The organism is Williamsia sp. (assembly GCF_016462415.1).
Lineage (GTDB): Bacteria > Actinomycetota > Actinomycetes > Mycobacteriales > Mycobacteriaceae > Williamsia_A.
This window is the reverse complement of sequence record NZ_JAEMTF010000027.1, coordinates 1-20,810: the sequence shown is the minus strand read 5'-3', so window position 1 is coordinate 20,810 and position 20,810 is coordinate 1. Positions and strand designations below refer to the sequence as shown.

Sequence of the window (20,810 nt, the reverse complement as noted above, 5' to 3'; positions counted from 1 at the left end):
AAATCAGGCAACGTGAGCCTCGGCTGCGTAACGATTGAGCCACCGACGAGCAACGGAGAACCCGCGTGACCACCGATGACGGCTTTGCGTTCAGTGCCCATGTCCCCGTCCGATGGTCGGACATGGACGCCTTCGGGCACATCAATCACGCCCGGATGGTCACCCTGATGGAGGAGGCGCGGATCCAGTGGCTGCTCAGCGCGGGCGAGCAGTATCAGCCGCTGATCACCAGCGCGATGATCGTCAACGTCGCCATCCGCTATCAGGCGCAGCTCCGTCACTCCGACACCCCGCTACACGTGGGGATGTGGATCAGCGCGTACCGGTCGGTCGACTTCACCATCTCCTACGAGATCCGCGGCGCGCAGACGTCGGCCGCCTCCAAACCGGCCTGTGTCGCGACCACGCAGATGGCTGTCGTCGACATCGAGAAGCACACCCTGCGCCGCCTCTCCCCCGACGAGAAGGCCCACCTCGCCGCGTGGTCGCGCAGCTGACCGGGCGGGCCCTCACATCCGCGTCGCGTTGATCCCGCCGTCGACGTAGAGGGTGATCCCGTGGATCTTCGACGCCTCGTCGGAGACCAGGAACGCGACGCCGTCGGCGATGTCCTGCGGATCGACGACGGTGCCCGCGGGCGTGGACGCGGTCATGGCGTCGAGGATGGGGCGGGAATCCTCGTTGCCGGGGGTCAACGTGACGCCGGGCGCGACCGAGTTCACCCGGACCCCGCTCGGCCCGAATTCGGCGGCCCAACTCCGGGTCAGCTGTTCGTCGGCCGCCTTGGTCGCGGTGTACATGGCGGCGAACGGGCTGCCCACCGCGGCCATCCACGATCCGATCGTGACGATCGCCCCGGCACCTCGATGCGCCATCGGCGGGGCCAGTTCACCGACGAGTACGTGGGGTGCGCGGACGTTCACCGCCAGCATCGCGTCGAGGTCGGAATCGGCCAGATCCACCGTCGCGGTGGCGGGGTAGATGCCCGCACTGTTGACGAGGACGTCGACGGACCCGCCGAGTTCGGACGCCGCGGCGGCCGCGAACGAGCGGATGTCGCTGTAGCTCCCGCCGAGGTCCACCGGCACGAACACCGCGGTGCCGCCCGCGTCCCGGATACGGGCCACGACGGCGCTCCCGCGGTCGCGGTCACGGCCGCTGACGACGACGCTCGCGCCGTGAGCGGCGAGAGTGACGGCGATGGCCTCGCCGATCCCGCTGGTGGATCCGGTGACGACGGCGGTGCGGCCGGCGAGTCTGTGCGTGCTCGGAGTTGTCATGACCTCTGTCTATGCCGCTCAACGGTCGGCAACCAGGCGAGGATCAACCTAGGTCTGTCATGACCAGGCTCGTGGTCGGTGACGCGGCTAGCCTGGCGTGATGACCCAGGACCGCACCGCGTTGAGCGCCTTTCTGCGGGATCGTCGCGATCGCCTCACGCCCGCCTCGGTCGGGTTGACGGAGTACGGGCGGCGGCGGGTGCCGGGGCTGCGCCGCGAGGAGTTGGCGCAGCTCGCGGGGGTCAGTCCGGATTACTACAGCAAGCTCGAACAGGGGCGGCAGGCGAACGTCTCGCCGGAGGTGTTGCGGGCGCTCGCCCGGGCGCTGCGGCTCGACGCGGTCGAGTCCGCGTACCTCCATGACCTGGCGGCACCGGCGATTGCACCGGATCCGGTTGCGCAGGTGGCCGATCCGGGGCTGCTGCAGGTGATGCAGGCACTCGACCACGTCCCCGTCATCCTGCTCGGACGCGCAGGCGAGATCCTTGCCAGCAATGCCCTGATCCGTGCGGTGCTCAGTCTTCCCATGGAGACCGGGGCGTCGTTGCACCACTATCTGTTCCGTAATCCGATCGCGCGGGAGCGGATCGTGAACTGGTCGCAGTTCGCGTCGGCCGCGGTGGCCGGGCTCCGTCGCGACGCGGCGCGCCGACCCGGCGACCCCGTACTGGCTGCGCTGATCGAGGAACTGCGTGTGTCCGAGCCGCAGTTCGCCCAGTGGTGGGACGACCACGAGGTCTTGGAATTCGAGCGTACGATCAAGGTCATCCAGCACCCGTCGGCGGGCACGATGCAGTTCGGCATCGAGTTCCTCTGCACCCCGGGCAATCCCGACCAGAGTCTCATCGTCTACACCGTGGAGCCCGGTTCGACGACGGCCCGGGTGCTGCCGATCCTCGCGAGCTGGGACCCGGATTCGACCATCTCGGTCTGACCCCACAGGGGGCTCATCGGGCCATCTCGGACGAACCCGTCAAACGACCGTCGGTATTGCCCGATACCCGTCACTGTCAGCAAACTCTCAGCCGCACAGTGGCTTTGACGATGCACACTGGTCCTCGTGCCTCCGATGTCAGCGCCCGCGGGCTGGTCTCACCACCAGGGTGTGTCGTTGTTGGACGGGTGGTTCCCGCTCACCGTGCAGATCGTCGCCGTGGTCCTGCTCGTCGTCGCGATCGGATGGCGGACGCGGCGGTGGCGCCTGATCTGGTTGCCGGCATCGGTGGCGGTCGCCGTCCTGGGCGCATTCGGTGTGCACCTCTACTTCGACTCGCAGGGTCTGGCCACCGATCCCGCTCCGCGCAGCCTGTGGATCTGGGTCGGCGTGACCGTCGGCGCGCTCGGAGTCGTCGTGTTCGGCTGGCGCAGCGCCCGGTGGTGGCGACGCGGGGTCGCCATCGCCGTCGTGCCGATCGCCCTGTTGGCCACAGGGATAGTCCTCAACCAGTGGGTCGGGTACTTCCCGACCGTGTCGGCGGCCTGGGGTGAGATCACCTCCGGTCCGCTGCCCGACCAGGTGTCGGCGAGCGACCTCGCGTCGATGCGGAACACCACCCACACGACCGGCGCCCTGGTCCCCGTGACGACCCCGGACACCTCGAGCCACTTCGCCCATCGGACCGAGTACGTCTACCTGCCGCCGACGTGGTTCGTCGGCGCCACCCCGCCGACACTGCCGGTCGTGATGATGATCGCCGGCGAGTTCAACACCCCGGCCGACTGGATTCGCACCGGCGACGCCATGCACACCGTCGACGCCTACGCCGCCGCCCACCACGGTTCGGCGCCGGTCATGGTGTTCGTCGACGCGGGCGGGTCGTTCAACAACGACACCGAGTGCGTGAACGGGTCGCGCGGCAACGTCGCCGACCACCTCACCGAGGAGGTCCGTCCGTACGTGATCTCGCACTTCCACACGTCGTCGGCCGCGGCGAACTGGGGCATCGTCGGATGGTCGATGGGCGGTACGTGCTCGGTGGACCTCACCGTCATGCACCCCGATCTGTTCTCGAGCTACGTCGACATCGCCGGCGACGCCGCTCCCACGGCCGGCACCGCCGCGCAGACGTTGTCACGGCTCTACGGCGGTGACGCGGCAATGATGCAGTCCTTCGATCCGGCCACGGTCATGAGCAGGCACGGTCCGTACCAGGGGATCTCGGCCTGGTACGACGACACCGGCGACAGCCCGCGGACCGGTCGTCGTCCCGGAGGCGGGGGCGGGGGCGGGCACCACTGGACGCACTCGGCGCAGAGCAGCGGCACCGGACTCGGCGGACGCGGCGAGGGGCCCGACGCGAACGATCAGGGCCAGGCGGCGCAGACCCTGTGCACCGAGAACAAGGCCGTCGGCATCGCCTGCCAGATCCACACCCAACCGGGTAGGCACTCATGGCAGTTCGCGTCGACGGCGCTGTCGGTGTCGCTGCCGTGGTTGGCCTCGACCATCAAGGTCCCCGGAGCCTGACCGCCAGTTGGGGAGGCGGGTTATTCGGGGAGGCGACGACTGCGCAGGGTGGCGTCGCCGGCGGACAGACGAGCGATGTTGCCCTGCAGCACGTCCCGGTAGATCCGCAACTGGTCCTCGCCGGCGCGCACCTGTTCGGTGAGCCGCTTGGTGTTGTCGGCGGAGATCTCCCGCTCCCCCGACCGCGCCACCAGCCGGTCGATGCGGTCGTCGATCGTCGCGGTGTGGGCGAATTCGGCGATGACCCGGAGCTCGATGGCGGCCGACTCGACCACCTCGGCCACCGACGCCAAGGCGGCGACACGGTCGATCAGCTCAGTCCACACGGGTCGCAGCGAACTCTCCCGGCTCGCGATGTGGTCGCTGAGGTCGGCGTCGAAACCCGCTGCGCGGCGGCTGTTGTCGAGATCGACACGGATGGTGCGCAGCGCGATCACGTCGGCGGCGATGTCGCCGAGCTCGGCGTTGAGGTCGACGGCGGTGCGCTGCACGTCGAAGTGGTCGGAATGCCATGCGGGACAACGCACGATCCGGTCGTAGAACGAACCCGCCGCGAACAGGATGGTCTCGTACCCGTCGACGAACTTCGCATCACCGCTGGGAGAGGGCGTCTCGAGATCGCCGAGGATCTCGCTCACCCATCGATTCCCCTTGTCGATCCCGGCCTTGGTGGCCGCGGCACCGACCACCCCGGCGACACGGTCGATGGCGGCACTACCCGCGCGGCGGACATATCCGCCGGCGTTCACGTTGGGCGTCGGGGTGTAGGTCAGCCCGACGAACAACCGCTCTCGATCGATCAACTCGAGGTGCACGCCCTCGCGGCGCTCCCGGCGGATACCGCGGATGCTGGTGGCGAAGATCCCCTTGCCCGTGATCACGTTCTTCCGGGCGTCGTCGAGCCGTCGGGTCATGGTGTTGCGCCGACTCCGGATGACCGGAGCGACCATCGACGGCAGCATCGGGTTCGCCAGCTGCGCCTCGATGGCCCCGACACTGCGCTGGAGTCGTCGGAGCCCACCGAATCCTCCGGGGCCGTTGATCGACGTCGAGCTCGGGACGGGCAGCCCCGCCGACATCCGGCGGACCACGATCTCCCGTGCCGCAGCCGACAGATGCCCGGACGCGATGACCACCGCCGCGTCGTCGGACAGTTCCGGTTGCACGCCCGGGATCACCGACTTCTCGCACCACCGACCGATGTCGGACGGCGTCAGCGGGTCGGGCAATCGGGGTCCGGGGTGAGGTGAACCGGGGTCGGTCATGGCACCGATGGTACGGATTGCCGTTTCGGTGCGGTGGCCCGCGGACGCCAGAACACCACGGTCAGACGGTGCAGCAGCCACGCCACCGGGATGCTCAGCACGCTGGTGACGATGAGCACGCCGACAATCGACCCGGTGAAGATCGAATACCCCAGCAGGTCCATCACCAACTCGACGACCATCACGTGGACCAGGAAGAACTCGTACGAGATCTCACCGAGCCACACCATCGGCCGCGAGCCCATCAGTCGGTCCCACCACGATCCGGCCGGTCCGAGCACCAGCGGCGCGATCAGCCCCAGGGCGATCACGAGGTAGAGCAGCAACTTGATGACGGTCGCCGACCCGGACAGCGGCGTGATCGTCGGCTCGCCGGCGATCGAGGTGCAGCTGACCTGGAACGCGAGCACCGCGATCAGCACCGACAGCAACGGGTTGATGCGCAGTCGCGTCTGCGCGAGCGCGGCCAGCAGCATGCCGCCGACGAACCACGTGAGGAACGCCGGGGGCCACAGCCGCGCGGTCGGGTCGAGCCCGTCGCCGGTGTGGGTGACGATCGCCCACAACGGCGACACCGAACCCAGGACCACCAGCGAGATGACGATCAGGTCGAGGCGCCACCGGCCGCGGCACACAGCGCTGACGATGAGCCATCCCGCGATCGGCAGCACAACGTAGAAGCCGACCTCGGCTGCGAGACTCCACATCTGGGTCAAACCCGAGTGCAGGTGTCCGTACCCGTAGATCTGGGTCAGCGTGAGGTTGCGCAGCAGCCCCGACCACCCGTGGCCGAGGTCGGAGGTGTCGGTGCGCCACCACGTGAAGATCGCGTAGACCGCCAGCACCGTGACCCAGTAGGCGGGCAGGATCCGTCGCGCGCGGTGCTCGGCGTACCGCCGCACCGACGGGCGTCGACCACCACCGGCCAGCGCCGTCATCCACGGCTTGAACAGCAGATACCCGGAGAGCACGAAGAAGATCGCGACACCGATCTCCAGGCGGGCGAAGAAACGGCCCGCGAGGTCATCGGTGTAGTTGCCCGTCCAGAACGCCGCGTGCGTCGCGCACACCAGAAACGCCGCGAGCGTGCGTATCCCGGTCAGCGAGTCGACGCGGCCGGTCGTCTTCTCCGGGGTGGGCGCCGGCCGACTGTCCTCGACGCTCAGGAGGCGCCCGGTGCGGCGAGCAACGCGACCGCGACCCGTTCGAGCGCCGCGACCCGACTGCCCTTGACGAGAACGGCGTCCCCGGCGCGCAGGTCACTCAGCGCGGCGACCGCGGAGTCGATGTCGGGGACGTGGGTGACCGACGACCCGTAATCGGCTGCGTCGACGGCGATCACATCCACGCCGAGCGCGGCGGCGCGTTCGCTGATGGCGAGGTGTTCGGCCCGGGCGGTGTCACCGAGTTCGGCCATCACACCGAGAACCGCGACCCGACGTCGGTCCGACAGCCCGACGAGCGCGTCGAGAGCTGCGTTCATCGAGGTGGGGTTGGCGTTGTACGAGTCGTTGAGCACTGCGACGCCGGAGTCGGTGCGCGACAACTCCATCCGCAGACCGGAGATCGCCGCACCGGACAGCCCCTGGGCGATCTTGTCGAGGTCGATGCCGACGCCACCGGCCACCGCGGTCGCGGCCAGCGCGTTCGACACCTGGTGGCGTCCCCGCGCGGCCATCGACACCTCGATCGACCCCCACGGGGTGTGCAGGGTGAACGTCGGGCGGAGCTCGGAGTCGAGTCGGATGTCGGTGGCGTGGACGTCGGCGGGCGTGGTGAGGCCGTAGCCGATGACACGCGCAGAGGTGCGCGACGCCATCGCCGCGACCGCCTCCTGGTCGACGTTCAGGACGGCCAGTCCGTCGGCGGGCAACGACTCGACCAGTTCACCCTTGGCCTGCGCGACCGCGGCGATGCTGCCGAACAACTCCAGGTGCACCCCGTCGACCCGCGTGACGACGCCGATCGTGGGGTGCGCGATGTCGCAGAGCGTCGCGATGTGTCCGACCCCGCGCGCGCCCATCTCCACGACGACGGCCTCGGTGCCGTCGGGGGCGCCGAACAGCGTCAGCGGCAGACCGAGTTCGTTGTTGAACGACCGCTCGTTGGCCGCGGTACGCATCTGCGTCGAGAGCACCTGGGCGAGGAGGTCTTTGGTCGAGGTCTTGCCCACCGAGCCGGTGACCCCGATGACCGGACCGGTCAGCCGCGCACGGGCCGCGCGTCCGAGGTCGGCGAGGGCGAGGGAGGTGTCGGCGACCTGGATCGATGTCGCGTCCGCGTCCACCGCGCGGTCGGTCAGGAACGCCGACGCGCCGGCGTCCACCGCCGTGGCGATGAAGTCGTGACCGTCGCGCTCGGCGACGATCGGGACGAACAGTTGTCCGGCCGACACGGTCCGCGAGTCGATGCTCGCACCGTCGACGGTGACATCGGGGCCGGTGAGGCGGCCGCCGGTCGCTTCTGCCACCTCGTTCGCTGAGAAATGCACCCACCGAAACTACTCTGCCGCCGCAGGGAAACCACACCCTCGCCAGGCAACCGATGGGGTCCGTAGGGTGTGGTCCATGCTGATCCCCGCCCCCGAGAGCGGTTCATCTCCCGGCGAGACCCCGGGCCGGCACCGTCTCGTGGTCCTGTTCGGCGGCGTCTCCGCTGAACACGACGTCTCCTGCGTCTCCGCCGCACACGTGTTGGCCGCGGCCGACCGCGGCAGATACGACCTCGTCCCCATCGGCATCACCCACGAGGGGCAGTGGGTCCGCAACGACGACGCCATCGCCGCGCTCTCCGGGTCGACCGCACTCCCGGCGTCGCTGAGCACCGTCGGCACCGAGGTCGAGGCCCTGAACCTGCTCCGCGACGCCGACTCCGACGCACCGATCGTGGTGCTGCCGCTGCTGCACGGACCGCACGGCGAGGACGGCACCGTGCAGGGCATGTTGGAACTGGCGGGGATCCCCTACGTCGGCAGCGGGGTGCTCGGGTCGGCGCTGTGCATGGACAAGGCGATGGCCAAGGTCGCGACCGCCCAGGCAGGCATCCCGCAGTGCCGCTGGCTGGAGTACCGCGACGGCATCGGCACCCGGTCCAAGATCGTCGACCGGGTGCTCGCCGAACTGGGCCTGCCGGTGTTCGTCAAGCCCGCCAACCTCGGGTCGTCGGTCGGTATCTCCAAGGCGCACGACGCCGACGAACTCGTCGCGGCCATCGACCTGGCGCTGACGTACGACGAGGTCATCGTCATCGAGGAGGGTGTCGTAGGCCGCGAGATCGAGGTGGCGGTGCTGGGCAACGAGATCCCGGAGACGTCGCTCCCCGGCGAGATCCTGCCCGGCGCGGAGTTCTACGACTACGAGGACAAGTACCTCAACGGCACTGCGGCACTGTCGATCCCGGCGAAGCTGACCGACGACGCCATCGGCGAGGTACGCGAACTCGCCGCCCGCGCGTTCACCGCTCTGCGGTGTTCGGGCATGGCCCGCGTCGACTTCTTCTACGAGGAGGACGGCCGCGGCTGGCTGCTCAACGAGGTGAACACCATTCCCGGCTTCACCCCGTCGTCGATGTATCCGAAGATGTGGGAGGCCACCGGCCTCGAGTACACCGACCTGATCGATCGCCTCGTCGGGCTGGCCGTCGAGCGACACCGTCGACGCTCGGGGTTCTCCACCCACCGGTGAGCCCCGCCCCCGCGGTGGCACGATGAGGTCGTGAGCAACCAGGCCGTGCGCGGCCAGATCTGGCACAAGGGCAAACCGGTCGACGGTTTCGAACTCGAGAAGGTGTCGGACTGCATCGACGACCCGGACCGGCTCGTCTGGGCCGACCTGATCAACCCGTCGCACGACACGCTGACCCGTCTCGCCGAAGAACTCAGCCTGAACAAGTGGGCGGTCGAGGACGCGCTCGCCGCCTCCGAGCGGGTCAAGGCCACCGCCTACGCCAAACACACCTTCGTCACCGTCTACGCCGTCGCGTTCGATTCACCCACCGCGACGACCGGGGACGAGGCCGTCGACGCCGCCGCGGCCGAGATCCGCTTCGAGCGGATCTCGATGTTCATCGTGCACAACGCCCTGATCACGGTCCGCCTCACCGAGGGCGGCGGCGACCGGGGTGACAGCGAGTACACCGAAGTGTTCGACATGGACGAGGTGCAGCGCCGATGGGAGGAGATCGGTGGGCAGGAGTACGGCGTCGGGGCGCTCCTGCACGGGCTGCTCGACGTCGTCGTCGACGGGCACTTCGACACCGTCCAACAGCTCGACGACGCCATCGAGGACCTCGAGGAACTGTTGTTCGACGAGAAGGTCGCCTCGCGGGCGCTGCAACGTCGCACCTACTCGCTGCGCAAGAACCTCGTCGCGCTGCGTCGCGTCGTCCTGCCTATGCGGGAGGTCGTCTCCCTGGTCCAGCGCCGACGTCACGACCTGGGCCACAGCGACGCCCTCGAGCCCGAGTTCACCGACCTCTACGACCACGTCCTGCGGGTCACCGAGTGGACCGAGTCCCTGCGCGACATGGTGACCACTGTGTTCGAGACGAACCTGTCGCTGCAGGACGCCCGCCTGAACACCGTGATGAAACAGCTCACCGCGTGGGCCGCGATCATCGCCGTGCCCACCGCGATCACCGGCTTCTACGGCCAGAACGTCCCCTTCCCCGGTTTCGAACACACCGGCGGGTTCATCACCAGCGTGTCGTTGCTGGTGGTGTCGATGACGGTGCTCTACCTGCTGTTCAAGCGCCGGGATTGGCTGTAGTCGCCGGTCGGCGCGGTTGTTCCCCAGACCGCACGAGCCACATCTCACACTGAAACCGCACGTCACCCTCCGTACGGTGGGGGATATGCGAATTCTGGTCACAGGCGCCACCGGCTACGTGGGGTCACGTCTGGTCACCGAACTTCTTTCCGCGGGGCACGAGGTCATCGCCGCGTCGCGCAAGCCCGACGGGCTCGCCGCATTCGGGTGGTACGACGACATCGTGCCCGTCGCTCTCGACGCATCCGACCGCACGGCCGCGGCGACCGCGTTCGGCGCCGTCGGCCACGTCGATGTCGTCTACTACCTGGTGCACGGCATCGGGGAGTCCGACTTCCGTCAGAAGGACAACGCCGCCGCGCGCAACGTCGCCGAGGCGGCCAAGGACGCCGGGGTGTCCCGCATCGTCTACCTCGGCGGATTCGTCCCCGACGGCGAGAAGCTCTCCGAGCACCTCGCGAGTCGCGCGGAGGTCGCCGAGTACCTCAAGGTCGACGGCGGGCCCGAACTCGTCTGGTTGCGCGCCGCGGTCGTGGTGGGCGCCGGGTCGACCTCGTTCGAGCTGGTCCGCTACCTCTCCGACCGCCTTCCCGTCATCCCGCTTCCGCACTGGGCCGACAACAAGATGGATCCGATCTCCGTGCGCGACGTCGTGTACTACCTCGTCGCCGCAGCAGATGCGGACAAGCTCCCGGCCGGCGCCTACGACGTGGCCGGCGCGAACAAGGCCAGCTACCGCGAGCTGCTGTTCACCTACCTCTCCGCAGCGCGACGTCGCCGGCTCCCGTTGCCGTTGCGCGGCCTGGGCACCGGGCTGGCGTCGCTCGTCAGCGGACGCCTCGTGCCTGTGCCGACGGATCTCACCGGGGATCTGGTCGCGTCGTTGGATTATCCGATGTTCGCCTCGGAGGACCGCATCCGCTCGATCGTCCCCGACCCGCCCGGCGGCCTGCTCACCGTGCGTCAGGCCGTGGAGGCGTCGCTGCATGCCGGACCGGCGCTGCCGGTCAACAAGCTCGAAGACATCCACCACCTCGCCGACTCCGACCCCGAGTGGGCAGGCGGCGACTGGCTGCGCATCCGACGCGTCGGTTCCAGCCTGATCAGCTCCCGCGGATGGAACGAGTTCGAGCGCCTCGGCGCCGGCCTCGTGCTGTCGGTCGGTCCCGCCGCGGGGGCCGTCCGCACCGGCGTCGACTTCGCGGTGTCCCGGGCCAACAAGATCGCGTCACACGTCGGGCGGTGAGACCATGACCACGATGACAACCAGGGCGACCGAGGGCTGGGACCAGTTGCGCACCGCGCTGCTCGACCGCCGACCCACGAATCCCGATGAGGCACGGTCGGTGGTGCGACGCCGCCGGATCGTGGTGATCGTCTTCCTCGTGTTCGGTGCGGTGTTCCTCGCACTGTCGCTGTCGGCGAAGCCGGGCGACTCGATCTTCTACGTCTACACACTCGCGCTCGCCGCGGTCTGGGTCGTGGGGGCGGCGTTGTCGCGACCACTGCACCTCGGGCGGGTGACGTGGCGCGGACACAAACGCCGACCGGTACTCACCGGACTCGGTGTGGGTATCGGGCTCGGCCTGTTCTTCGTGGTCGGCGGGCTCGTGGTACGCGAGATCCCCCCGATCCGCGACCTGATCGCCGGCGTCTTCGAGTACGCGACCGCGGGCAACCTCGCCCTCGTCGTCGCGATCGCTCTGGTCAACGGAATCGCCGAGGAGTTGTTCTTCCGCGGCGCGCTCTACTCGGCCCTGGGCAAGTACTACCCGGTGGTCTACTCCACGATCATCTACATCATCGTGACGCTGGCCAGCGGCAACCCGATGCTCGGCTTCGCGGCCATCCTGCTCGGACTCGTGTGTGCGCTGGAGCGTCGAGCGACCGGCGGTGTGCTCGCGCCGATGCTGACCCACGTCGCCTGGACCGCGATCATCCTGCTGGCGCTTCCGCCGCTGTTCGGCGTCTGAGACACCGGCGGGGGGAGAGATCACCGGGTCGACTCATCGACTTGCCAGGTCTTGGTACTGGAGGATCGACCTCATCGTCGGTGGGTAACGATCCATCATTTCTGCCCACCCCTGGTTGGTTTCATGCGAGAACTCGCGACCGGTGCGCTCGGCGAACTCCGTGAGAGCGGCGTCACTCAATCCCCGGTTGGGCAGTTTTGCCACCAGTTTGTTCTGATCGTCCACGGCAAACAGTTCGATCGGACTGTCGCGCCGCACGAACTTCGCGACGTTGTCCGGAAGGGGGTGTCGGTGCCCCGTCGAATCCAGAACTGCGAGCCCTGCGTCGTCGTCGATGATCCCGCCACTCTCGTACCATCCGGGGCTCGGCCGGGGGCCGTCCTGGCGCAGCCACCACGACACTCGGCGTAGGAGACCGCGGGGTGGCTCCTGGCTATCGCCCTCCGAACGTATCGGGCGGACAAAGTGATTCATAGTTCCCCTTCCAGAGGCACGCCCCCAGAGACATTCTTAGATAAGCTAACAGTGCCGTCCGAGTGAAAGGGTGAGGCCATGGGCCAGACCGAAACATCCGAAGAGTCGACAATCGACGTCGTCCAGCGCCCGATCTTCGATGCACATTTCCACATCATCGATCCCGAGTTCGACCTCATCGGCAACGACGGGTACTTTCCTCCGACGTTCACCGCCGGCGACTACTCCGAGCGCGGCTCATCGATGAACATCGTCGGCGGCGCCATCGTGTCGGGATCCTTCCAGGGGTTTGATCAGAAGTACCTGGAGCACTCACTCGCAGTACTCGGCTCGAACTTTGTGGGGGTCACGCAGCTCCCGGCCACGGTCAGCGACGAGGAGATTCTCCGTCTCGACCGAATAGGCGTGCGGGCCATCCGGTTCAATGTCCGCCGCGGCGGGTCCGAATCGACCGATGAGCTGGACCATTTCGCGCGCCGCGTTCACGAGGTCGCCGGCTGGCACACCGAACTCTATGCGGACGCGAGCACACTGGGCGATCTCGTCGATGTGATCGCCGCCCTGCCGTCGGCCAGCATCGACCATCTGGGCCTCTCTGCCGAGGGGCTGGCCACACTGCTGAAGCTCGTCGATTCCGGTGTCCGGGTGAAGGCGACCGGGTTCGGACGCGTCAAGCTGGATGTGGCGGCCACCCTTCGGGCCGTCTGCGACGCCAACCCCCGAGCTCTGATGTTCGGAAGCGACCTTCCGTCTACTCGAGCCGACCGCCCATTCCATGAGGACGACCTCGGTGTCCTCGCCGATGCAGTCGGCGAACAACATCTCGATGCGGTGTTGAGAGACAATGCAGTCGAGTTCTATCGGCTTCCCGCCGTCACCGTTCCGACGTGACCCGGTAAGGCCATGAAAACGACCGATCGAACTGCGATTTCGAGAAACAGGGAGATCTCGATCGTCAGCGACAGTTGACGCACGGCCGCTCTGAAGCGGAAGTGGAGGGATTTGAACCCCCGGTGGTTTCACCCACGCTCGCTTTCAAGGCGAGTGCATTCGGCCGCTCTGCCACACTTCCCAGCGGGATAAGCGTACGTCAGGCCCCGTCGACGGTGTTCCGGACCGTGGTGAGCACGCGGGTCATCTCCACCACCTGCTCCGGCGTCAGATGGTCGAACAGATACCGACGCACCAGGCGCACATGATCTTTCGCGGCCTCGTGCAACCGTTCCCGGCCGAGGTCGCTGATGCGAACCAGCCGGTTGCGGGCGTCGTTGACGTCCGGGAGACGTTCGACGTCGCCACGCTCGACGAGCCGGGACACCTGCCTCGACACCGTGCTGCGCGAGGCAAGCCCGCCACGGGAGAGGTCCGACATCCGCAGGGTGCGGTTCTCGGAGAGGATCACCAGGATCCGGTACTCGTCGAAGCTGAGGCCGGCTTCGGCTGTCAGGGCTCGATCGAGGGCCCCGATGAGTTCGTGGGAGCCGTCGACGAACGATCGCCACGCCGCCTGCTCGGTGTCGGAGAGCCAACCAGGGCCCGATCTGTCTGATTCCACCGCGTCCTCGACGGAGCCGACAGGCTGACCGTTCACACTCACAATGATCTCCCTGTACTTCCCGACCGGCCCGAACCGGCGTCCTGGAAGCGTACGTGGACAAGCGTCCACTCGACAGTCGTGCGAACGACCGAATGAACACGTTGTGCTCATCACATCGCCCGTCGCGGCCCGTTCGTTTCGTCTCGGCCTCGACGCGGGTAGAGATGGATGGGTGACTTCCATGCGCATCATCAGCATCCAGGGATCGGGTTCGTCGGCCACTCTCGAGGCAGACCGCGCCGATCGCCCCCGGCCCGAACCCGGAGAGGTGCTCATCGCGATGACCGCGGCCGGTGTGAACCGCGCCGACCTCATGCAACGCCAGGGCCTCTATCCCCCGCCGCCCGGCGCGAGCGAGATCTTGGGCATGGAGGTGTCGGGGACCATCGCCGAGTTGGGCGAGGGTGTCGACGGGTTCTCCGTCGGCGACGAGGTCTGTGCGCTGCTCGCGGGCGGCGGCTACGCGGAGTACGTCGCGGCCCCGGCCGGTCAGGTCCTGCCGAAGCCGAACGGGGTCGACCTCGTGGAGGCCGCCGGGCTGCCCGAGGTCGCGGCGACGGTCTACTCGAACCTATTCATGGCCGCCGGTCTTCAGCCCGACGAACTGGTGCTGCTGCACGGCGGCGCCAGCGGTATCGGCACCCACGCCATCCAGCTCACGCACGCGCTCGGTGCGCGGATCGCGGTGACCGCGGGTTCGCAACGCAAACTCGATTTCTGCACCGAACTCGGCGCCACCACAACCATCAACTACAACGATCAGGATTTCGTCGAGGTGGTCGGTGACCTGGGCGGGGCCGACGTCATCCTCGACATCATGGGAGCGAAGTACCTGGAGCGCAACGTCTCCGCGCTCGCCGACAGCGGCCGTCTGGTCATCATCGGCATGCAGGGCGGCGCCAGCGCCGAGCTGAACATCGGGGCGCTGCTCAAGAAGCGGGGCTCGGTCATCGCCACCAACCTGCGGGGACGTCCCGTCGACGGCCCCATCGGCAAGTCGGCGGTCATCTCCGGGGTGCGGGACCACACCTGGCCGCTCGTCGAGGCCGGCCGCGTGCGCCCGATCATCGACCGCACCTACCCGCTCGAGCAGGCCCGACAGGCGCACCAGCACCTCGAGGACAGCGCAGCCATCGGCAAGGTGCTGCTCACGCTCTGATCAGGCGCGGGTTTCGGCACGGTCGGCACGCATTTTCGGCACGCTCGGCGGGGGATTACGGCACGGTCGGCGGTCAGCCGAGGGAACCGAGGCACCGCACGAGCTGATCCACCTCGTACGGCGTCGAGTACTGGCCGAGGCCGATGGTGACCGCGCCACCCACGTCGTTGACCCCGATGCCGCTCAGCGCCCGGTTCGAGACATCTGCCAGCGCACAGATCCCGTTGTCGGCGAGACGTCGCACCACCTTGTCGGCGGTGACCCCGGCGACGGTGAAGCTGACCGTCGGCACGCGGGCGTCAGCCGTACCGAGGACACGGACGGTGTTGAGCTGGTCGAGCGAGTTGATCAGGTACGACAGCAGCCGCTGCAGGTAGTGCGACAGGCTCGTCATCGACGTCACCAGTCGCTCGCGACGGGTGCCCTCGGCGGCCTCGTCGAGGGACGCGAGGTGCTCGACCGATGCAACCAGCCCGGCGAGCATGGCGTACTGATGTCCCTCGACCTCGAGTCGTTCGGGGCCCTCGGCGTTCGGGGACAGGCTCACCGGACGCACCCGGGCGAGGTAGTCGGGATCACGGAACACCAGCGCGGCCGTCTGCGGCCCGCCCCACCGCTCGGCGGAGACCACCATGACGTCGGCCTGCAGCTCGTCGATGTCGAGGGACATGTACGGCGCCGCGCTGGTCGCATCGACCACCAGCAAGCCGTCGACCGCATGGATGACCTCGGCGACCGCGCGGACGTCGGTGACGGTGCCCAGGGTCGACGACGCGAGGGTCATCGCAACGACGCTGGTCGCGTCGACGATGAGGTCGCTGTACTGCCACGGCGGCAACGCGCCGTTCTCGATGTCCACCTCGGCCCAGACGACCTTGCCGCCGTAGCGGTCGGCCGCCCGTAACCACGGCACCAGGTTGGCCTCGTCGTCGAGCCGACTGACCACCACCTGCGACCCCAACCAGACACGGGTGTTGAGAGCCTCGGCGAGAATGTTCAACAGCAGCCCGCGACTCGGTCCGAGGACGACTCCGCGGGGATCGCCACCCACCAGATCTGCGACCGCGAGCCTGGCCGCATCGACGATGGCGCGTGACTGACGCGCCGCGGGATAGACCCCGCCGGGGGCCGACACGAGCGCCCGGAACGCCTTGGACACCGTGGAGGCGACCGAGTCGGGGATCTGCATCCCGACCTGCGGATCAAGGTGAATCCAGCCGTCGCCGAGTGACGGAAACAATCCGCGCACCCGGGCAACGTCGTAGGTCATGGCAGACACGATAGACGGTCAGGTGAGGTGAGCCATACCCCCTCGTCAGGACGGCTCACGAGATGGGTACTGAACACATCTGTCCCAGGTCACCGGGTGTGGGGGCCGACCGAGTCGGACGGATGTCGCACAATGGAAGCCATGACATCGGGAGCATTTGGATCCGCAGCCGACCGCGACCCGACCGGAGGTGCCGGCCCGGCCGGGAACGGCTCCGGTGACGACGGCATCGTCGTCATGGGGCCCACCGGATCGTCGGACGCCGAGGGCGACAAGTCGGGCGGTCTCAGCGACATGGTGGAGCAGCCGGCCAAGGTGATGCGCATCGGCACCATGATCAAGCAGCTGTTGGAAGAGGTGCGGGCGGCTCCTCTCGACGACGCCAGCCGTAATCGGCTCAAGGAGATCCACCAGTCGTCGATCCGCGAGCTCGAGGGCGGTCTGGCGCCGGAGTTGCGTGAGGAACTCGAGCGGCTGGCGCTGCCCTTCACCGACGACTCCACCCCGTCCGACGCGGAACTGCGCATCGCGCAGGCGCAGCTCGTCGGATGGCTGGAGGGCCTCTTCCACGGCATCCAGACGGCGTTGTTCGCCCAGCAGATGGCGGCGCGGTCGCAGCTCGAGCAGATGCGCCAGGGCGCGTTGCCGCCGTCGGTCGGCGGCTCGGCGGGTTCCGGGCACGGGGTTCCCGGCACCGGTCAGTACCTCTGACCTGCCGCGTGACCCGGTCGGATGGGCGCGGCCGGTAGGCTCAACCACCGTGTCCACCGTTCTGCATGACGACGACGTCGCACCGCTGCGACCGCAAGCCTCGGACTCGCGGACGCTGCGACGAGCCCTGACCGATCTGCGTGTCGGCTTCGCCCAGCGTGAGCTGTGGGCGCTGCTCGGCTGGCAGGACATCAAGCAGCGCTACCGTCGCTCGTTGCTCGGTCCGCTGTGGATCACCGTCGCAACGGGCGTCACCGCCGTCGCCATGGGCCTTCTCTACGGCGAGTTGTTCGGCGCTGACATCAAGACCTTCCTGCCGCACGTCACCCTCGGCCTGATCTTCTGGAACTTCATCTCTCAGTCGATCCTCGAGGGTGCGGTGGTGTTCTCCAGCAACGAGGGCCTGCTCAAGCAGATCCCGTCACCGCTGAGCGTCCACGTCTATCGACTGGTGTGGCGACAGTCGATCATCTTCGCCCACAACATCGTGATCTACGCCGTCGTGATGGCGGTGTTCCCGCAGCCGGTGAACTGGACGATTCTGCTGATCATCCCGGCGCTCTTCCTGTTCGCGCTCAACGCCGTGTGGGTGACCATCGTCTTCGGGATCCTTTCGACCCGTTTCCGCGACATCGGTCAGCTGCTGGCGACTCTGGTGCAACTGGTGTTCTTCATGACGCCGATCATCTGGACGACCGACAACATCACCAAGAACGTCGACAACTCGAGCCGGCTGAAACTTGTCGAGATCAACCCGATGTTCCACTACCTCGAGATCTCACGCGGGCCGCTCGTCGGCGAACACGTCGAGGCCTACCACTGGTTCATCGTGATCGGCTGCACCGCCGTGGGCTGGCTGGCCGCCCTGCTGATCCTGCGCAACTACCGGGCCCGCGTGGCCTACTGGGTCTGAGGGGGCGCACACATGAGCACAGTTCGATTGGACACCTGGGACGCCGGCGTCGACTTCCCCATCTTCGACGCCAAGACCCGCTCGTTCAAGAAGTCCGTCCTCGGTCGGGCCGGTGGAGTGATCGGCGCCAACGAGTCGGACGTCGTGGTCGTCGAGGCGCTGAAGAACATCAATCTGCACCTGTCGCACGGCGATCGGATCGGACTCGTCGGCCACAACGGCGCCGGCAAGTCGACGCTGCTGCGGTTGTTGTCGGGCATCTACGAACCGACCCGCGGCGCCTGCAAGATCCAGGGTCGCGTGGCGCCGGTGTTCGACCTCGGCGTCGGCATGGACCCGGAGATCTCCGGCTACGAGAACATCATCATCCGAGGCATGTTCCTCGGCATGAGCCGCCGCGAGATGCTCAAGAAGACCGACGAGATCGCCGAGTTCACCGAGCTCGGCGACTACCTCAAGATGCCGCTGCGCACCTACTCCACCGGTATGCGTGTCCGTGTGTCGCTGGGCGTGGTCACCAGCATCGATCCCGAGATCCTCATCCTCGACGAGGGCATCGGCGCGGTCGATGCCGACTTCATGCGCAAAGCCCGCATCCGACTGCAGGATCTGGTCAAGCGCTCGGGAATCCTGGTGTTCGCCAGCCACTCCAACGAGTTCCTCGCCCAGCTGTGCGACCGCGCGTTGTGGGTCGACCACGGTCAGATCCGGATGGACGGCGGTATCGAGGAGGTGGTCGGCGCCTACGAGGGTCCCGACGCCGCCCGCCACGTCCGCGAGGTCCTCGCCGAAGTGGACAGAGACGACAAGGCGCGCTCCGCGCGGGACGACAAGGCGCGCTCCGCGCGGGACGACAAGGCGCGCGCCGGCGCAGGCACCGACCCGACCGAGTCGCCCGATCCCGACAACGCCGCGCAGAACGGCTGACGCGGCGTGACCGAACGGGTCATCGCGGTGGTCGTCACCTACCGCCGCGCCGAACTCCTCGCCCAATCGTTGGCCGTGCTGACCGCACAGAGCCGACCGATCGACCACCTCGTGGTCATCGACAACGGCAGCCAGACTGAAGTCGCCGATCTGGTTGCGCAGCAAGCTGTCCCGACCACCTACATCCCCTCGGCCCACAACCTGGGCGGCGCAGGCGGATTCGCCCTCGGGATGCTGCACGCGCTGGCGCTCGGCGCCGACTGGGTGTGGTGCGCCGATGACGACGGACGCCCCGAGGGCCCCGAGGTCCTGGCGACACTGCTGCGGTGTGCGACCGAGGGCGGCTACGACGAGCTGTCGCCGGTGGTCTGCAACATCGACGACCCCGACACCCTCGCGTTCCCGCTGCGACGCGGAGTCGTCTGGCGACGCAAGCGATCCGAACTCTTCGTCGACAGCAGCGAGACCGAAGAAGTCCTCGACGGAATCGCGTCGTTGATGAACGGCGCCCTGTTCTCGTCGCGCGCGATCGATGCGGTCGGTGTCCCCGACCTGCGGCTGTTCGTCCGCGGCGACGAGGTCGAGATGCATCGTCGGCTCGCCCGGTCGGGGATGCGGTTCGGCACCTGTCTGATCACCGCGTACCTGCACCCGGACGGGACCGCGGAGTTCCACCCAATACTCGGCGGACGCATGCACACGCAGTACCCCGATGACACGACCAAGCGCTACTTCACCTATCGCAACCGCGGCTACCTCCTGCACCAGCCCGGACTTCGTAAACTGATACCGCAGGAGTGGGCTCGGTTCGGGTGGTACTTCCTGATCCACCGCCGCGACGTGGCCGGCTTCCGCGAGTGGATCCGACTGCGCGGCGAGGGTCGACGCGAGCGTTTCAAGCGCCCGTAGGGATCAGCGGGCGCTGTCGGTCCCGTCGCCGCGCTGGTCGTGCGACGGGTGGTCGATGTCGATGAGGCGTCGGGCCAGTTCGACCAGTTTGGTGTTGCTCGTCTGCGAGATCTGCTTGAGCATGTCGAACGCCCGGTCGGCGTCGACGGTGTAGCGCTCCATCAGGATCCCCTTGGCCTGCCCGATGTCGTCACGCGAAGCCAGAGCCTGGTCGAACTGCTCTGTCCAGGTACGGCTGTGTAGAGCGAGCGCGGTGTTCGCCGCAAAGACGCTGGCCAATCGCTGCGCCCCGTCGTCGAAGGCGTGGGCGCGATCGGCGTGCAGGTTGAACGCACTCATGCTGGTGTCGTCACGATGCAGCTGGAACGACAGGCTCGACCGCACCGGCGTCTGGGCGACCACGTCCTCGATGAACCGAGGCCACCGTTTGTCGGTCGTGTAGTCGCCGATCAGCACTGGGTGCTGCTCCCACGCCGCGTCGAGGCACGGTCCGATGTCGTGTTTGGACTGCAACTCGTCGAGGCGGGCCGCGATGGGGTCGGTCGGCGCGATGGTCATGACGTCGCCGTGTTCGACGACGGTGATGCACCCGAAGCGCGCCGCGTGAACTGACGCGACCGCCCCCTCGGTGAGCGACGCGAGAAGCTTCTCGACATCCTCATCCGACACCTCGGTGTCGTGCAGCTTCGCCACCTGTGCCGCAACAGCTCTGAACAATTCGTTGCCGCGTTCGACCACGGTCCCACACTCCTGTTTGTTCGACTACGCCTGCGATCCTATAGCGACCGCGGACGCCGGGTCCGGGACTTCGGCGATGACGGACGGCGCTGGTGGCCGATGGTTTCGTTGAAGATACCGATATGTTTTCCATACCTTGCGGGTCATGACGACCTCCTACTCCCCGCCGACGGCAGGCCACCGCACCCATCCACTCCCCGTCTTGCGACACCTTCTCGATCACCCGATGATCGTGCTGGTCGCGCTCATCGCCGTCGTGGCGTCGGCCTGCAGCTCGGATACCGCGGCCACGCCGGCGGACCCACGGTCGTTGATCGACCGCACGCCCGGACTCGTCCGACCGGCGGCGGTACACGTCCCC

The 20,810-nt window shown here is 67.8% G+C and carries 21 protein-coding genes and 1 tRNA gene; 13 read left to right on the top strand and 9 right to left on the bottom strand.

Annotation, left to right across the window (positions count from 1 at the left end):
- Window positions 1–65: 65 nt before the first annotated feature.
- On the top strand, window positions 66–497 hold the full coding sequence (locus tag JHC79_RS09190) for a thioesterase family protein (RefSeq protein ID WP_296389874.1): 432 nt from the start codon (window positions 66–68) through the stop codon (window positions 495–497).
- Between the two features lie 12 nt (window positions 498–509).
- Here the strand turns inward: JHC79_RS09190 and JHC79_RS09185 are convergent, their stop codons facing one another.
- Complete coding sequence (locus JHC79_RS09185) at window positions 510–1,280, bottom strand: SDR family oxidoreductase (RefSeq protein WP_296389872.1); 771 nt, start codon at window positions 1,278–1,280, stop codon at window positions 510–512.
- 100 nt (window positions 1,281–1,380) lie between these two features.
- On the opposite strand from JHC79_RS09185, the gene JHC79_RS09180 reads away from it, so the two are divergent.
- Together JHC79_RS09180 and JHC79_RS09175 are read left to right on the top strand one after the other, a co-directional pair.
- Window positions 1,381–2,214, top strand: a complete 834-nt coding sequence (locus JHC79_RS09180) for a helix-turn-helix transcriptional regulator (RefSeq protein ID WP_296389870.1) — start codon at window positions 1,381–1,383, stop codon at window positions 2,212–2,214.
- Window positions 2,215–2,385: 171 nt separating this feature from the next.
- Entirely contained in the window at window positions 2,386–3,747 is a 1,362-nt protein-coding gene (locus tag JHC79_RS09175) for an alpha/beta hydrolase-fold protein (protein WP_296389868.1), read from the top strand.
- Window positions 3,748–3,767: 20 nt separating this feature from the next.
- Here JHC79_RS09175 and JHC79_RS09170 read toward each other — a convergent pair whose 3' ends face one another.
- Genes JHC79_RS09170 through murF form a run of 3 tightly spaced genes read right to left on the bottom strand, consistent with a single transcriptional unit; the run spans window position 3,768 to window position 7,503 of the window.
- Window positions 3,768–5,012: a hypothetical protein gene (locus tag JHC79_RS09170; protein WP_296389866.1), complete on the bottom strand. Its 1,245-nt coding sequence runs from the start codon at window positions 5,010–5,012 to the stop codon at window positions 3,768–3,770.
- Window positions 5,009–6,178, bottom strand: a complete 1,170-nt coding sequence (locus tag JHC79_RS09165) for an acyltransferase (RefSeq protein WP_296389911.1) — start codon at window positions 6,176–6,178, stop codon at window positions 5,009–5,011. The genes JHC79_RS09170 and JHC79_RS09165 overlap by 4 nt, the downstream gene beginning before the upstream one ends.
- On the bottom strand, window positions 6,175–7,503 hold the full coding sequence (murF, locus tag JHC79_RS09160; protein ID WP_296389865.1) for a UDP-N-acetylmuramoyl-tripeptide--D-alanyl-D-alanine ligase: 1,329 nt from the start codon (window positions 7,501–7,503) through the stop codon (window positions 6,175–6,177). Before murF ends, JHC79_RS09165 begins: the two co-directional genes overlap by 4 nt.
- Before the next feature lie 76 nt (window positions 7,504–7,579).
- Here murF and JHC79_RS09155 point away from each other — a divergent pair, with 76 nt between their 5' ends.
- The 4 genes from JHC79_RS09155 to JHC79_RS09140 all read left to right on the top strand — a co-directional run bounded on the left by JHC79_RS09155 (window position 7,580) and on the right by JHC79_RS09140 (window position 11,751).
- Window positions 7,580–8,695, top strand: coding sequence for a D-alanine--D-alanine ligase family protein (locus JHC79_RS09155; protein ID WP_296389863.1), 1,116 nt, complete (start codon window positions 7,580–7,582; stop codon window positions 8,693–8,695).
- 30 nt (window positions 8,696–8,725) lie between these two features.
- Window positions 8,726–9,778 carry a magnesium transporter CorA family protein gene (locus tag JHC79_RS09150; protein ID WP_296389861.1) on the top strand — a complete coding sequence of 351 codons (1,053 nt, stop codon included), beginning with the start codon at window positions 8,726–8,728 and terminating at the stop codon, window positions 9,776–9,778.
- Window positions 9,779–9,863: 85 nt separating this feature from the next.
- Window positions 9,864–11,024 (top strand): NAD(P)H-binding protein, encoded by a 1,161-nt coding sequence (locus JHC79_RS09145; RefSeq protein WP_366782534.1) that lies wholly within the window; start codon window positions 9,864–9,866, stop codon window positions 11,022–11,024.
- A gap of 4 nt (window positions 11,025–11,028) precedes the next feature.
- The gene (locus JHC79_RS09140; RefSeq protein ID WP_296389858.1) at window positions 11,029–11,751 is read left to right on the top strand and encodes a type II CAAX endopeptidase family protein; all 723 of its coding nucleotides are present in this window, start codon (window positions 11,029–11,031) and stop codon (window positions 11,749–11,751) included.
- A 33-nt stretch (window positions 11,752–11,784) separates the two neighbouring features.
- Here JHC79_RS09140 and JHC79_RS09135 read toward each other — a convergent pair whose 3' ends face one another.
- Window positions 11,785–12,153, bottom strand: a complete 369-nt coding sequence (locus tag JHC79_RS09135) for a hypothetical protein (protein ID WP_296389856.1) — start codon at window positions 12,151–12,153, stop codon at window positions 11,785–11,787.
- 150 nt (window positions 12,154–12,303) lie between these two features.
- Between JHC79_RS09135 and JHC79_RS09130 the strand changes: the two genes are divergently transcribed.
- On the top strand, window positions 12,304–13,116 hold the full coding sequence (locus tag JHC79_RS09130) for an amidohydrolase family protein (protein WP_296389853.1): 813 nt from the start codon (window positions 12,304–12,306) through the stop codon (window positions 13,114–13,116).
- Window positions 13,117–13,212: 96 nt separating this feature from the next.
- Here the strand turns inward: JHC79_RS09130 and JHC79_RS09125 are convergent.
- A tRNA-Ser gene (locus tag JHC79_RS09125) sits at window positions 13,213–13,297 on the bottom strand.
- Between the two features lie 18 nt (window positions 13,298–13,315).
- Window positions 13,316–13,780 (bottom strand): MarR family transcriptional regulator, encoded by a 465-nt coding sequence (locus JHC79_RS09120; RefSeq protein WP_296389851.1) that lies wholly within the window; start codon window positions 13,778–13,780, stop codon window positions 13,316–13,318.
- Between the two features lie 223 nt (window positions 13,781–14,003).
- Here JHC79_RS09120 and JHC79_RS09115 point away from each other — a divergent pair, with 223 nt between their 5' ends.
- Entirely contained in the window at window positions 14,004–14,981 is a 978-nt protein-coding gene (locus tag JHC79_RS09115; protein ID WP_296389849.1) for an NAD(P)H-quinone oxidoreductase, read from the top strand.
- 73 nt (window positions 14,982–15,054) lie between these two features.
- Here the strand turns inward: JHC79_RS09115 and JHC79_RS09110 are convergent, their stop codons facing one another.
- Window positions 15,055–16,251 carry a cysteine desulfurase-like protein gene (locus JHC79_RS09110; RefSeq protein WP_296389847.1) on the bottom strand — a complete coding sequence of 399 codons (1,197 nt, stop codon included), beginning with the start codon at window positions 16,249–16,251 and terminating at the stop codon, window positions 15,055–15,057.
- A 237-nt stretch (window positions 16,252–16,488) separates the two neighbouring features.
- Between JHC79_RS09110 and JHC79_RS09105 the strand changes: the two genes are divergently transcribed.
- Genes JHC79_RS09105 through JHC79_RS09090 form a run of 4 tightly spaced genes read left to right on the top strand, consistent with a single transcriptional unit; the run spans window position 16,489 to window position 19,711 of the window.
- The gene (locus JHC79_RS09105) at window positions 16,489–16,962 is read left to right on the top strand and encodes a bacterial proteasome activator family protein (RefSeq protein WP_296389909.1); all 474 of its coding nucleotides are present in this window, start codon (window positions 16,489–16,491) and stop codon (window positions 16,960–16,962) included.
- Window positions 16,963–17,011: 49 nt separating this feature from the next.
- Window positions 17,012–17,875 carry an ABC transporter permease gene (locus tag JHC79_RS09100; RefSeq protein WP_296389844.1) on the top strand — a complete coding sequence of 288 codons (864 nt, stop codon included), beginning with the start codon at window positions 17,012–17,014 and terminating at the stop codon, window positions 17,873–17,875.
- Window positions 17,876–17,887: 12 nt separating this feature from the next.
- Window positions 17,888–18,802, top strand: coding sequence for an ABC transporter ATP-binding protein (locus JHC79_RS09095; RefSeq protein WP_296389842.1), 915 nt, complete (start codon window positions 17,888–17,890; stop codon window positions 18,800–18,802).
- A gap of 6 nt (window positions 18,803–18,808) precedes the next feature.
- The gene (locus JHC79_RS09090) at window positions 18,809–19,711 is read left to right on the top strand and encodes a glycosyltransferase family 2 protein (RefSeq protein ID WP_296389841.1); all 903 of its coding nucleotides are present in this window, start codon (window positions 18,809–18,811) and stop codon (window positions 19,709–19,711) included.
- A 3-nt stretch (window positions 19,712–19,714) separates the two neighbouring features.
- Here JHC79_RS09090 and JHC79_RS09085 read toward each other — a convergent pair whose 3' ends face one another.
- Window positions 19,715–20,404: a GAF and ANTAR domain-containing protein gene (locus JHC79_RS09085; RefSeq protein WP_296389839.1), complete on the bottom strand. Its 690-nt coding sequence runs from the start codon at window positions 20,402–20,404 to the stop codon at window positions 19,715–19,717.
- Window positions 20,405–20,810: the final 406 nt, after the last annotated feature.